13 protein-coding genes are annotated in these 13,352 nt (G+C 65.1%); 10 read left to right on the top strand and 3 right to left on the bottom strand.

Translation table 11 applies throughout. The features are described 5' to 3' along the window. Nucleotides 1-45: 45 nt before the first annotated feature. Nucleotides 46-1,146, bottom strand: a complete 1,101-nt coding sequence (locus PQR02_RS05830) for a hypothetical protein (protein WP_408226802.1) — start codon at nucleotides 1,144-1,146, stop codon at nucleotides 46-48. 230 nt (nucleotides 1,147-1,376) lie between these two features. Between PQR02_RS05830 and PQR02_RS05825 the strand changes: the two genes are divergently transcribed. The 3 genes from PQR02_RS05825 to PQR02_RS05815 all read left to right on the top strand — a co-directional run bounded on the left by PQR02_RS05825 (nucleotide 1,377) and on the right by PQR02_RS05815 (nucleotide 4,229). Continuing rightward, nucleotides 1,377-2,282 carry a LysR family transcriptional regulator gene (locus PQR02_RS05825; RefSeq protein ID WP_408226799.1) on the top strand — a complete coding sequence of 302 codons (906 nt, stop codon included), beginning with the start codon at nucleotides 1,377-1,379 and terminating at the stop codon, nucleotides 2,280-2,282. Nucleotides 2,283-2,402: 120 nt separating this feature from the next. Beyond that, nucleotides 2,403-3,056, top strand: coding sequence for an HAD-IA family hydrolase (locus tag PQR02_RS05820; RefSeq protein ID WP_408226796.1), 654 nt, complete (start codon nucleotides 2,403-2,405; stop codon nucleotides 3,054-3,056). 30 nt (nucleotides 3,057-3,086) lie between these two features. Further along, nucleotides 3,087-4,229 (top strand): DSD1 family PLP-dependent enzyme, encoded by a 1,143-nt coding sequence (locus tag PQR02_RS05815; protein ID WP_408226793.1) that lies wholly within the window; start codon nucleotides 3,087-3,089, stop codon nucleotides 4,227-4,229. A gap of 33 nt (nucleotides 4,230-4,262) precedes the next feature. On the opposite strand, the gene hpaR is transcribed toward PQR02_RS05815, so the two are convergent. Next, on the bottom strand, nucleotides 4,263-4,670 hold the full coding sequence (hpaR, locus tag PQR02_RS05810; RefSeq protein WP_408226949.1) for a homoprotocatechuate degradation operon regulator HpaR: 408 nt from the start codon (nucleotides 4,668-4,670) through the stop codon (nucleotides 4,263-4,265). 183 nt (nucleotides 4,671-4,853) lie between these two features. Here hpaR and PQR02_RS05805 point away from each other — a divergent pair, with 183 nt between their 5' ends. The 7 genes from PQR02_RS05805 (at nucleotide 4,854) to hpaI (ending at nucleotide 10,897) form a co-directional block, all read left to right on the top strand. After that, nucleotides 4,854-5,627, top strand: coding sequence for a fumarylacetoacetate hydrolase family protein (locus PQR02_RS05805; protein ID WP_408226790.1), 774 nt, complete (start codon nucleotides 4,854-4,856; stop codon nucleotides 5,625-5,627). Continuing rightward, nucleotides 5,624-6,382 carry a fumarylacetoacetate hydrolase family protein gene (locus PQR02_RS05800; protein WP_408226787.1) on the top strand — a complete coding sequence of 253 codons (759 nt, stop codon included), beginning with the start codon at nucleotides 5,624-5,626 and terminating at the stop codon, nucleotides 6,380-6,382. Before PQR02_RS05805 ends, PQR02_RS05800 begins: the two co-directional genes overlap by 4 nt. Before the next feature lie 41 nt (nucleotides 6,383-6,423). Beyond that, on the top strand, nucleotides 6,424-7,881 hold the full coding sequence (gene hpaE / locus PQR02_RS05795; protein ID WP_408226784.1) for a 5-carboxymethyl-2-hydroxymuconate semialdehyde dehydrogenase: 1,458 nt from the start codon (nucleotides 6,424-6,426) through the stop codon (nucleotides 7,879-7,881). A gap of 50 nt (nucleotides 7,882-7,931) precedes the next feature. Continuing rightward, a complete protein-coding gene (hpaD, locus tag PQR02_RS05790; RefSeq protein ID WP_408226780.1) occupies nucleotides 7,932-8,795 on the top strand; it encodes a 3,4-dihydroxyphenylacetate 2,3-dioxygenase in 864 nt (287 codons plus the stop codon). A 17-nt stretch (nucleotides 8,796-8,812) separates the two neighbouring features. Then, nucleotides 8,813-9,211, top strand: coding sequence for a 5-carboxymethyl-2-hydroxymuconate Delta-isomerase (locus PQR02_RS05785; protein WP_408226777.1), 399 nt, complete (start codon nucleotides 8,813-8,815; stop codon nucleotides 9,209-9,211). 68 nt (nucleotides 9,212-9,279) lie between these two features. Next, nucleotides 9,280-10,083, top strand: a complete 804-nt coding sequence (gene hpaH / locus PQR02_RS05780; RefSeq protein ID WP_408226774.1) for a 2-oxo-hept-4-ene-1,7-dioate hydratase — start codon at nucleotides 9,280-9,282, stop codon at nucleotides 10,081-10,083. Between the two features lie 10 nt (nucleotides 10,084-10,093). Then, a complete protein-coding gene (hpaI, locus tag PQR02_RS05775; protein ID WP_408226771.1) occupies nucleotides 10,094-10,897 on the top strand; it encodes a 4-hydroxy-2-oxoheptanedioate aldolase in 804 nt (267 codons plus the stop codon). A gap of 48 nt (nucleotides 10,898-10,945) precedes the next feature. Here hpaI and PQR02_RS05770 read toward each other — a convergent pair whose 3' ends face one another. Further along, nucleotides 10,946-13,294: an EAL domain-containing protein gene (locus tag PQR02_RS05770; RefSeq protein WP_408226768.1), complete on the bottom strand. Its 2,349-nt coding sequence runs from the start codon at nucleotides 13,292-13,294 to the stop codon at nucleotides 10,946-10,948. Between the last annotated feature and the right edge of the window lie 58 nt (nucleotides 13,295-13,352).

Below are 13,352 nucleotides of genomic sequence, written 5' to 3'. Positions count from 1 at the left end.
ATGTTTGCACGAGGGCGGCCGGCGCGCCGCATCCACGTGCCACCCTCAGCGCCATGGGTCGGTCAGTTCGTTGGCCAGCACCATCTTCTCGCGGACCACATCGACGAGACCCGCGTCGACACCGCTCTGCGCTTTCAGGAATTTCAGCGCGGCGGAATGCACGGTGCGCATCGCGCGTCCATCGATCCCGGCCATGCGCGGTGCGCTGCGCCGCGTTTCTTCGACCAGGTCGCGGGCGTTGCCGAAGTCGGGCGACAAGCCGCTCTGCGTCTCGAACGCGGCGCGCAAGCCAGCCGCGTAGTCGCGCGACTGCCCGAGCCGGTCGATGTCGACCAGCAGGTCGACACCTTCCGTGATGCGCAGCGCGCACAGAATCCACAACGCGATGAACGCCCGATACGCGTTATTGCCTTCCGCCGTGCCCGCAAACTGCTCGCACGCCATCGCATAGGCATCGTCCGACATCGACGCCACCGGCGGCAAGCTCACGCCGCAAACGTCGAGCGCCTGCCTGACCAGCGGGTCCGACTGATTCAGACCCAGCACGCGAAACGGCGCGGCGACGAAAAATGGATTGCTCCATTGCTGACTGAGTAGCCACCCCGACGCGAACTGCGACGCGGGATTGCGCAGTACGCCCACGTGCATCGCCTGCGCAAACGCGGCCTTCAACCACGGCATCCGGCCCGACGAGCGACAGAACTTGAATACCGGCACGCGGCGCTGTTCGACAGTGCGCTCGCACAGATTGCGCAAGTAGGCCTGCAAAGCCGGGAATTCCGCATCCGGCACGCTCGCGAAGCGATCGACGCTGAAACGCTTGCTATAGCCCGCGACTCCACGCGCATTTTGTTCGAGGAACGGCCGGTACTCGTCGAAGTACGGCGCGGCGAGCGGCGGATGCCCCGAGGTCAGCGTGGGACGCGACGCAGCAACATCGGCGAGGCTCAGTTCGGCGAGCACGTTGCTTAGCGGTTCATAAAAACCGGTCGCCGTGTCGAGTTCGCGCAGCCGCGACCAGACCCAGGTTCCCGCGCTGCGCCAGCCGGTGTGCAGAAATACCGCCTGTTTCAGGGCACTTTTGCTCGCAGCATCGTTCGGCCTGGCGCCTGACGGGCCGCCTGAGGGCTCTTGTGACAACGGCATGAGACTTCTCTTCAAATGTAAGCGACAACGATTCGACGGAAAGCGGGCGCTGCCCGAGCCACGCCAGGGCGGCTGATACTGTAGCGGTTCGAGCTGTCGGCTGCATGACGGAAACATCACTTTACCCTGCGATGCCGGACGCATTCGCGTCGGGCACGCAGCGCGCGGCCATGGAACAGCGCAGCCAAACGCATTATGCTGCCAGACTCCCGCCCTCACACGTCGCTGACATGAACGATTCGGCCGATATCCGGTTCCTGTTGACCCTCCGCGAAAGTGGCAGCCTGATCGCCGCGGCGCGCAAGCTGGGGCTGTCGCCGTCGGCGATCACACAGCGCCTTCAGCAACTGGAAAAGAAACTGGGCGCGCAACTGGTGAACCGCAGCGCGCGCCGCCTGCACTTCACCGACGAAGGCATGCTGCTGTGCGAACGGGGCGCCGAACTCGTCGAGCAATTCGACGCGTTGTTCGAAGACTTGCAAAGGCGCCGGGGCGGCCTCGTCGGCACGCTGAAAATCAACGCGCCGTTGGGATTCGGCCGACGCCACCTCGCGCCCGTGATCGGCGACTTCCACCAACAGAACCCGGATATCGACGTCGCGCTCACGCTCTCGGACCGGCCTTTGACCGAGACGATGGATCGCTTCGATATCGTCGTGCATATCGGCGAGCTGCCGCTGTCGAATCTGGTCGGCTACACGGTCGCGCCGAATGCCCGCTTCGTCTGCGCGGCGCCTGCGCTGCTCAAACGGCTGGGCGCGCCGGACTCGCCGGACGCGTTGAGCCGGCTGCCCTGCATCGTGCTGCGCGAGAACAACGAAGATGTCTCGCTCTGGCAGTTCAGCAAGGGGCGCACGCGCCGCAGCGTGCGCGTGTCCGCCCACCTGAGCTGCAACGACGGCGACGTGATCCGCCAGTGGGCCTGCGAAGGCCGCGGCGTGATCCTGCGCTCCGAATGGGACGTAGCCGACGACATCGCGAAAGGCCGGCTCGTGCGTTTGTTGCCTGGATGGAAGGCGCCGGACGCCAACGTGATGGCGCTCACGCATCAGCGCGCGGGTCTGCCGGCGCGCACCCGGCATTTCATGCAGTACTTGCAGAGCCGGTTCAGGCCGCTGCCGCCGTGGCGGCGTTGAGCGGGCGACTCCATGCACGGCGACCTATATTCAGTCTCACTGAAACTATGAATTAACCCAGCTAAACGCCCGCGTGCGGACTGACTTCTATAATCGGCTCATCTCCCCAGCGGTGAAATCATGACTGCCCTATCATTGCCTGCCGCGTTTCCGAAAGCGGTCCGCTTCGACCTGCTCACCGCCCTGCTCGACTCCTGGACCTCATGGAACCACGCCGCCGGTTCCGAGCAGGCGGGCCGCGCATGGCGGGCCGCTTATCTGCGCCTGACCTATGGCTGCGGCCGCTACATCGCGTATGAGCAACTGGTGCGCGAAGCCGCCGCGCAAGTCGGCCTGCACGAATCCGCCGCGTTCGCACTCGAAGCGCACTGGCTGGCACTGAAGCCCTGGCCCGGCGCAATCGACGCATTGCGCGCGCTCGAACCGCACTGCAAGCTCGCGATCGTCACCAATTGCTCCACCCGCCTGGGCGCGCAGGCGGCCAACATTTTCCCGGTCCGCTGGGATGCGATCGTGACCGCCGAACAGGCCGGCGTCTACAAACCCGACCCGCAACCGTACCGGCTCGCGCTCGCGCAACTCGGCGTGCAGGCGCACGAAGCCGCATTCGTGGCCGGCTCCAGCTACGACATGTTCGGCACCCCCGCCGTCGGTTTGCGGACATACTGGCATAACCACATCGGTCTGCCGCTCGTTGCAGGTGCCGAGCCGCCCGAGATCGAGGCGCCGGCGCTCGACGCGCTGGTCCCGTGGCTCGGCCGCTTCGGCCTGTGAGCCGCCACCCTCTCAATCCCCGGTGACAGCATGAAACTCGAACAGATCGAAACCCCGGCCGCATTGATCGATATCGCACGGATGCAGAAAAACATCGCGCGCATGCAGGGGCATATGAACACGCTGAACGTCACGTTCCGGCCACATGTGAAGACCACCAAATGCATCGACGTGGTGCGCGCGCAGATCGCCGCCGGCGCGCGCGGCATCACGGTATCCACGCTGAAGGAAGCGGAAGCGTTCTTTGCCGCCGGCATCGGCGACATTCTGTACGCGGTCAGCATGGCCCCTTCGAAATTGCCGAGAGCGCTGGCGCTGCGCCGCCAGGGCTGCGATCTGAAGCTGGTGGTGGACAACCCGACCGCCGCGTCGGCCATCGCCGCATTCGGCGACCAGCATGGCGAAACCTTCGAAGTGTGGATCGAGGTGGACACCGACGGACACCGCTCGGGCATCACTCCGGAACAAGACACGCTGCTCGAAGTCGGCCGGATTCTGCATGAGAACGGCGTCAAGGTGGGCGGCGTAATGACCCATGCCGGATCGAGCTACGAGCTCGACACGCCCGAGGCGCTCGCCGCGCTCGCGGAGCAGGAACGCGCGGGCTGCGTGCGCGCGGCGCAACGTCTGCGCGAGGCCGGCATCGCGTGCCCGGCGGTCAGCGTCGGCTCCACGCCGACCGCGCTCGCCGCCACGCAGCTGGAAGGCGTCACCGAAGTGCGGGCCGGCGTCTACGTGCTGTTCGATCTGGTCATGCACAACGTCGGCGTGTGCACGCTCGACGACATCGCGCTCAGCGTGCTCACCACCGTGATCGGCCATCAGGCGGACAAGGGCTGGGCGATTCTCGACGCGGGCTGGATGGCGATGAGCCGGGATCGCGGCACGTCCAGGCAGTCGCACGATTTCGGCTATGGCCAGCCGTGTCTGCTGAACGGCACGCTGCTGCCCGGTTACGTGGTGAGCGGCGCGAACCAGGAGCACGGCATTCTGTCGCCGACACAAGCGCAGGCGCAGGCGCAGGCCGACGATATTACGCAGCGCTTCCCTGTCGGCATGAAGCTGCGCATTCTGCCGAATCATGCATGCGCGACCGGTGCGCAATTTCCCGAGTATCACGCGGTTGCGCCGGACGGCGACAGCGTGGAATGGAGACGCTTTCAGGGCTGGTAGCCGGATCCGGCTCCGAGCCCGCGGGCATCCGGGTCACTCATCCTCCTCTGCGAGCCCGGCCAGCAGATCGTCGACCGCGCGATACACCCGCTCGACGATCTCCGGCCCCACCTTGCGCTCCAGTTCCCGATAGTGCGCTTCGAGGTCCTTCGAAATCAAGCGCACCAGTTCCGCACTCGTGTCCGTCAGCGACACCAGCACGCGGCGCTGATCTTCCGCGAAACGCTCCTTGATCACCAGGTCCATGCTCTCCATCCGCGCGAGCACGCCGGCCATGCTCGGGCTCGAAATCGTGCAGATATCGGAGATGTGGCGCGGCTCCATCGGCCCATGTTCGTCGAGCGCGCGAATCACACGCCATTGCTGCTCGGTCAGTCCATGAGCGGTGATCAATGGACGGAAGCGCTCCATCATTTTTTCTCGGGCGCGCAACAACAGCATCGGCAGATTGCGGTGCAAAACTCGGGTGGCAGCGGACATGTTGGCAAAGAATAAAGACAGCCGCCGGTGCTTAAGGGAAAACCCGCGATCAACCGGCAGCCTATTGACCGTGAATGATATCAAGCGCAATACTACTAACATGTTAGTGTTTTCGTCGAGTTTTTTCCGAGAGACCGCTCCCTTATGTTTGCCCTTGCCGATCACCTGCTGCATCCCGAAGGCGACGCGCTGCCCCGCGACGTGGACGCACGCACCGCGGCTGCGCTGCTCGCACGCGGCATCGCGTGCCGCGCGCCGGTCCGTGGCGCGGTGTACGGTACCTTGCTGAACGATCGCGCCACGCTCGCTGCGTTAGGCGACGCGCTGCGCGCCGCGCCGTACAAGGCGCCGCCGAAGGCGCCGGTTCTTTATCTGAAGCCTCGCAACACGCTCGCTGGGCATCGCGCGCGGGTGGTCGTGCCGGACGACGCGGCGGGCGTGGAAGTCGGCGCTTCGCTGGGGATCGTAATAGGCCGCACCGCAACACGCCTTAGCGTGGATCGCGCGGCCGACTATATCGCGGGCTATACGCTGGTCGCCGATCTGAGCATGCCACATACGAACGTATATCGGCCTTCGGTGCGCCTGCGCGCACGCGACGGCTTCTGCGTGGTCGGGCCGGCCGTGGTCGCGGCGCGTCATGTTGCAAGGCCGGATGATCTCGGTATCGAGGTCGTGCTCAACGGCGCGAAACGTTTCACGGCAAGCACTTCGTCATCCGTGCGCAACGTCGCGCAATTGCTTGCGGACGTGACCGATTTCATGACACTCAACGCAGGCGACGTGATTACGCTCGGCGTGCGTCACGGCTCGCCGGTCGCGCATATCGGCGACACGGCCACGATCACGATTGGGGAACTGCCGCCGCTCACGGTATCGTTTGTCGGCGCAACCGGACACGATGGAGAACAACGATGATGCGCGGCCGTGTTGCGTATGCAGGCGCGATTCACGAAGCCTATCCCGACGCCCATGGCGTGCGCCTCGCGGACGGCCGCGTGCGTCGCGAAGATGAAGTGGTCTGGCTCGCGCCGCTCGAAGTCGGCACGATCTTCGCGCTCGGCCTGAACTACGCGGAGCATGCGAAGGAATTGCAATTCAGCAAGCAGGACGAACCGCTCGTCTTTCTCAAGGGCCCCGGCACGGTGCTCGGTCATCGCGGCGTGACGCGCCGCCCCGCCGACGTCACGTTCATGCACTACGAGTGCGAACTGGCGGTCGTGATCGGCCGGAGCGCGCAGAACGTGACGCGCGAGTACGCAATGCAGCACGTGGCCGGTTACATGATCGCCAACGACTACGCGATCCGCGATTACCTCGAAAACTACTACCGCCCCAACCTGCGCGTGAAGAATCGCGACGGCGGCACGGTGCTCGGCCCCTGGTTCATCGACGCCGTCGACATCGCGGACGTCACGCAACTGGAATTGCGCACGTTCGTGAACGGCACGCTGCAACAGCGCGGCAACACGCGCGATCTCGTCACCGGCATCCCCGCGCTGATCGAATATCTGAGCGGCTTCATGACGCTCGCGCCCGGCGATGTGATCCTGACCGGTACGCCGGAAGGCATCGTCAACGTGAACGCGGGCGACGAAGTGGTTTGCGAAATCGACGGCCTGGGCCGTCAAGTCAACACGATTGGGTCCGACGCGGACTTCGGCCGCGCATGATCGGCTACCACTGATCGACAGCACCAGAAAAGGACAACGCAATGCGAATCGACCATCTGATCAACGGCGTGACGTGCACCGCGAAAGACTATTTCCAAACGGTCAATCCGGCTACACAAGAAGTACTCGCCGAAGTCGCACGCGGTGGCGCGCAGGAAGTGGATGCTGCCGTGCGCGCCGCCAAACAGGCGTTTCCCGCGTGGGCCGCGAGGCCCGCCGCCGAACGCGCGAAACTGATCCACAAGCTCGGCGAACTGATCACGAAGCACGTGCCGGAAATCTCGGAGACCGAAACAAAGGACACTGGCCAGACCATTTCGCAAACGCGCAAGCAACTCGTTCCGCGCGCCGCCGACAACTTCAGCTACTTTGCGCAGATGTGCACGCGCGTCGACGGCCATACGTATCCCACGGACACGCATCTGAACTACACGCTGTTTCATCCGGTCGGCGTGTGCGCGCTGATCTCGCCGTGGAACGTGCCGTTCATGACGGCCACGTGGAAGGTCGCGCCCTGCCTCGCGTTCGGCAATACCGCCGTGCTGAAGATGAGCGAACTCTCGCCGCTCACCGCGTCGATGCTCGGTCAGCTCGCGCTCGAAGCCGGTATTCCGGCCGGCGTGCTGAACGTGGTGCACGGCTTCGGCAAGGAAACCGGCGAACCGCTGGTCGCGCATCCCGACGTGCGCGCGGTATCGTTCACGGGATCGACGGCGACCGGCAACCGCATCGTGCAGACGGCCGGGCTGAAGAAGTTTTCGATGGAACTCGGCGGCAAATCGCCGTTCGTGATTTTCGACGACGCCGATTTCGAACGCGCACTCGACGCCGCCGTGTTCATGATCTTCTCGAACAACGGCGAACGCTGCACGGCGGGTTCGCGCATTCTGGTGCAACGCTCGATTTACGCCCGTTTCGCCGAGCGCTTCATTGAGCGCGCGCAACGTTTGAGCGTGGGCGATCCGCTCGCGGACAGCACCATTGTCGGCCCGATGATCAGCCAGGCCCATCTGGCGAAAGTGCGCAGCTATATCGAGCTGGGTCCGAAAGAAGGCGCGACGCTCGCGTGCGGCGGCCTCGACCTGCCCAGCCTGCCCGACGCGATGCGCAAAGGCAACTTCGTGATGCCGACAGTGTTCGTCGATGTGGACAACCGCATGCGCATCGCGCAGGAAGAAATCTTCGGCCCGGTCGCGTGCCTGATTCCGTTCGACGACGAAGCCGATGCGATCAGGCTCGCCAACGACATTTCATACGGCCTGTCGAGCTACATCTGGACCGAGAACACGGGCCGCGCGCATCGCGTCGCCGCCGCCGTCGAAGCGGGCATGTGCTTCGTCAACAGCCAGAACGTGCGCGATCTGCGCCAGCCGTTCGGCGGCACCAAGGCATCGGGCGTGGGCCGCGAAGGCGGCACGTGGAGCTATGAAGTGTTTCTCGAACCAAAGAACGTCTGCGTATCGCTCGGCTCGCATCACATTCCGCGCTGGGGCGCGTAACGCGCAGCCGCGCCACATGGAACAGCAAGCATCTTTCACGGGAGACCGCGATGGAAAAACTCGCGTTGGCAGCAAAAGTGACTCACGTCCCGTCGTTATATCTGTCCGAACTCGACGGTCCGCACAAAGGCTGCCGTCAGCCCGCAATCGACGGCCATCATGAAATCGGCCGGCGGTGCCGCGAACTGGGCGTGGACACGATCGTCGTGTTCGACGTGCACTGGCTCGTGAATAGCGAATACCACATCAATTGCGCGCCGAAATTCGAAGGCGTCTACACGAGCAACGAACTGCCGCATTTCATCAAGAACATGCCCTACGCGTATCCGGGCAATGTCGGGCTCGGCAATCTGATCGCGGAAGTCGCCAATGAAATGGGCGTGAAAAGCCGCGCGCATAGCGAGACCACGCTCGAACTCGAATACGGCACGCTGGTGCCGATGCGCTATATGAACGGCGATCAGCATTTCAAGGCAGTGTCGGTGGCGGGCTGGTGCATGTGGCACGACCTCCGAACGAGTGCGCGCTTCGGCCTTGCGGTGCGCAAGGCGATCGAGGAGCGCTACGACGGCACCGTCGCGATTCTCGCGAGCGGGTCGCTCAGTCATCACTTCGCCGACAACGGCACGGCCGAACAATTCATGCACAAGGTGTGGAGTCCGTTTCTCGAACGAATGGACCGCAGCGTGGTCGAGTTGTGGGAAGCCGGCGACTGGAAGACCTTCTGCGAGATGCTGCCGCTCTACAACGAGAAATGCTGGGGCGAAGGCGGCATGCACGACACCGCGATGCTGCTCGGCGCGCTCGGCTGGGATCGTTACGACGGCAAGGTGGAAGTCGTCACGCCGTACTTCGGCAGTTCAGGCACTGGCCAGATCAATGCGATCTTCCCGGTTACGCCACTGCCCGCCTGAGTTTTGAGGAGACCCACGTGCCCCATCTGACACTCGAATACAGCGCCAATCTCGCCGACGCGCAGCGCATCGGCCAATTGTGCGACAAACTCGCGCAATGCCTCGACGCGCGACGCGAGAACGAACAGAAGGTCTATCCGCTCGGCGGCATCCGGGTGCGCGCCGTGCGCTGCGAGCAATACCGCGTCGCCGACGGACGCCCCGACGCCGCATTCCTGCACGCGAATCTGAAGATCGGCGCGGGCCGCTCCGATGCCGTGAAAAAGGCCACCGGCGATGCGCTGTTCGCACTGATCAAACAGCACTTCGCGGCCGAGTTCGAACAGCAGGGGCTGGCGTTGTCGCTGGAAATCAACGAGTTCAGCGAAGCCGGTACATGGAAGCACAACAATCTGCACGCGCGGCTGAAAGCTTGAAACCGGCACGCTGACGCCGCACCGCCAAGGCCCGACCTTCCATTTCGGCGGCTCACCGAGAATCCATCATGCTAGACGAACAGACCATCCGCGATCTCGCGGCAAAACTCGACCACGCCGAGAAAACCCGCACTCAACTGCGCCACTTCTCCGCCCAGTATCCGCAGATGACCGTTCAGGATGGCTACGCGATTCAACGCGAGTGGGTCAGGCTCAAACTGGCCGAAGGCCACGTCATCAAGGGGCGCAAGATCGGGTTGACTTCGCGCGCGATGCAGCGCTCGTCGCAGATCGACGAACCCGACTACGCGCCGCTGCTCGACAGCATGTTCATCGAGAACGGCCAGGACATCCGCACCCAGCGCTTCATCGCGCCGCGCGTCGAAGTGGAACTGGCATTCGTGCTCGGCAAGCCGTTGAAAGGCCCCGGCGTCACGCTGTTCGACGTGCTGGACGCCACCGCTTACGTGAGCCCCGCAGTGGAAATCATCGACGCGCGCATCGAACAGTTCGACCGCGACACCCAGGCGCCACGCAAGGTCTACGACACGATCTCGGACTTCGCGGCGAACGCGGGCATCGTGCTGGGCGGCCGGCCGGTGCGCCCCCTCGACGTCGATCTGCGCTGGGTCGGCGCACTGCTCTACAAGAACGGCACCGTGGAAGAAAGCGGCCTCGCGGCCGCGGTGTTGAATCACCCTGCAACGGGCGTCGCGTGGCTCGCCAACAAAATTGCTCCGTACGACGAATCATTGAACGCGCACGACGTGATCCTGAGCGGCTCGTTCACGAGCCCCATACCCGCGCGCGCGGGCGACACGTTTCACGTCGACTATGGTCCGCTCGGCGGCATCGGTTTGAATTTCATCTGACTGGCTCGACATGTCCCTACCGCACAACCCTTTCAAGCGCGCGTTGGCCGAAGGCCGGCCGCAATTCGGCCTGTGGGCCGCGCTCGCCGACGCCTATGTGACCGAGTTGCTGGCCACCGCCGGTTTCGACTGGCTGCTGATCGACAACGAGCATGCGCCGAACGACGTGCGCAGTACGCTGTCGCAATTGCAGGCGGTGGCTGCGTATGCGTCGCATCCGGTGGTGCGCCCGGTGCGCAGCGACAGCGCGCTGATCAAGCAACTGCTCGACATCGGCGCACAAACGCTGCTGCTGCCGATGATCGACACAGCCGAACAGGCCGCCGACGCGGTCGCCGCAACCCGTTATCCGCCGCAAGGCATACGCGGTGTGGGCAGTGCGCTGGCGCGCGCGTCGCGTTGGAACCGCGCGCCCGACTATCTGAACACGGCGGCCGACGAGTTGTGCGTGCTGGTCCAGGCGGAGACCGTGCGAAGCATGGAGAATCTGGCGGCGATTGCCAACGTGGAAGGTGTGGACGGCGTGTTCTTCGGGCCATCGGATCTGAGCGCGTCGATGGGCCTGCTCGGCAAGCCGGGCGACACGCGCGTGCGCCACGCGATTCGCCACGGCATCGAGACCGTGCGCGGCGCGGGCAAGGCCGCAGGCGTGCTCGCGCCCGATCCGGCGTTTGCCGCGGAATATCTCGCCGCGGGCGCGAGCTTCGTGGCGGTCGGCACCGATACGGGGCTGCTCAGCCGCGCGGCGGCGGACCTGGCGGCGTCGTACAAAAACACGGCGGCGGCAGCGGCGCCGACCAAAGGCGGCTATTGATCAGGCTTGCGAGCCGCTCGCGAACCGGCCTGCGCGGCGAGAAACGCACTACTCCCCCGCAGGCCACGGCAACCCCGGTTCCGCCCAGTCCAGCTCCACGCCGATCACCGCTCGCCCGACCGCGAGCTGCAGGGCCAGGGTCACCGCGATGCAGGGTCTCCCGCTCGCAAGCGAAAGATACGGACTACTAGTCACCGTCACGCCCGGCAGCAGCACCGCATTGCGGAAATACGGCCGGTGGTCCCAGCGCGCATCGCGCGGATTCGCCACCGGATGCAGCGATGCGCCCTCCTTGCTCCACGCCGGCCCCGGCACTTCATGACCGATCTGGCGGCCTGAAGCGTCGAGAATGAAGCAGCTGATGCAACGCTCGAAGGTTGCGAGCCTGGCGAACGCGTCGTCCATGACGGTGCCGGCCGACAGCGCATCGGCGGCGACCCGCAACGCAATGCGATAAGGCTCGACTTCGGATTCGAACAGCGCATGCTGATGGGCGCGCCCTTGGGCGATCACGTCGAACGCTTCGTCGATCTGCCGGTTCACCGACTCCGGCGGCGCGATCTCCGCGGCCGGCCGCCCGAGCAGATAGCCCTGCGCGAAATCCACGTTCGACTCCACCGCGAGAATCAGTTCGTCGGCGGTCTCCACGCCTTCGACCACCACCAGCATCCCCGCCTGGTGCAGCAGCGATACGAGCTTCGGCAGAATCGGCTGCCCGGTGCCGTGCGTGGTTGCGCGAATCAGTTCGCCGTCGAGCTTGACGAGGTCCGGCCGAATCCGCAGCAGCCGGTCGAGATTCGACTGACCCGCGCCGAAATCGTCGACGGCGATCAGGAAGCCATACTCGCGGTACAAGGCCGCCGCGCGCGACATGTCGTCGACACTGCCGCCGTGCGATTCGAGAATCTCGAGAATCACCCGTTCGGTTTCGAAGCCCGCCGTGCGCACGATAGTCGCGAGCCGGTCGACGTAACCGTCGGCGATGAAGGTGGCCGGCAGGATGTTGAGGAACAGCCACGCGTCGCCGGGGAGCGCCCGGCATGCGTTGCCCAGGTGGACGGCGTGACTCGCGCGGTCGAGCGCGCCTTCATCGCTCGACGGCTTCGGCGCGAACATCACCGCGGGCGGCACCAGCGTGCCGTCGTCCTGCTCGCCGCGCAGCAACGCCTCGAAGCCCACCTGCTTCTGATGCGACAAGCTGTAGAGCGGCTGGAAGTGCGAGATCAGGTAGAAGTCCTCCCAGCGGTGCCGCTGTGCCGCGCCGCGTGCGCTTTCCTCACCGGCCTCGCCCTGTGCATCGCTCGCGACCCGCCGCAGCGTTTCGAGCGGCAGCGCGCGCTCGGCGCACACGCGGTTACGCCCCGAGTGCTTCGCGCGCAGCAACGCTTCGTCGGCGCGGTCGAGCAGCGCCATGATGCTTTCGCCTTGGCGGTGTTCGGCCACGCCGAAGCTCGCGGCGAGGTTGCCGTCCGGCCGCTCGATCGCGGCAATCGCGACGCGCAGCCGCTCGGCCAGTTGCAGCGCGCGGTCGAGTCCGTCGTGCAGCAGCACCGCGAACTCTTCGCCGCCGATCCGGCTCACGCTGTCGCTGGCGGTGGTTTCGTCCACCAGCACCTGCGCGACCCGATGCAGCGCATGATCGCCGATCGCATGGCCGAACCGGTCGTTCAAGGACTTGAAGTTGTCGATGTCCAGGAAGATCGCGCTGACCTGCCCGTCGGGCGTGATCGCAGCAAGGCGGCGCTCGGCCTGCTTGACGAACGCGCGGCGGTTTTGCAGGCCGGTCAGCGGATCGGTCGCCGCGAGTTCCGCCAGTTGGCTTTCGAGCATGAAGTGGTTGCGCCGGAAGCGGTAAAACGCGAAGTGAAACACGATCGAGGTGGGCACGCCGATCGCCGCGATCCACGTCCCCATCACCACGCCGACGTCATGCGGATGCGGCTCGCCGGGCAGCAGCGCGAACGCGCCTGCATAGAACAGCGCGCTGCCGATGAAGAAATGCGCCGGCGTGAGCCACAGTGGCGCGGCGCAAACCGGAATCGCCACTAGCGCGGGCAGCACCCACAGCAGCGGCTGGGCGAGCCCCGCGATGTTCAGTGCGAGGCCGGCCAGCAGCACCTGCATGTACGCCACGCCGATCGCGCCGAACAGCCACGGCGACTTCGCACTCGGGATCGCCAGCACCAGCAGCAGCAGCAGCAGCGCGCACATCAGCCGGTAAGCAAGCGGCGCCGCCGGGCCGCCGGCCAGGTTGCGCGCCCCGACCATGCACAGGAACGCGACCACCGTGTACGCCATCGTCACCGTGGACAGCGGGCGCTGATGTTCCAGCGCACGCCGGTGAAAGCGATCGCGCAAACCGGGATCGGACAGGTGCTGCGTTGAGGTGGCAGACATATGGGTTTGATATCAGGCTGGTTCCAGTCACTCCGCCAATGGTTATCGGCAAATATCC

The organism is Paraburkholderia sediminicola, from assembly GCF_046026895.1.
GTDB classification, from domain to species: domain Bacteria; phylum Pseudomonadota; class Gammaproteobacteria; order Burkholderiales; family Burkholderiaceae; genus Paraburkholderia; species Paraburkholderia sediminicola_C.
The sequence above is the reverse complement of the archived record's forward strand: the minus strand, read 5'-3'. Positions and strand labels throughout refer to the sequence as shown.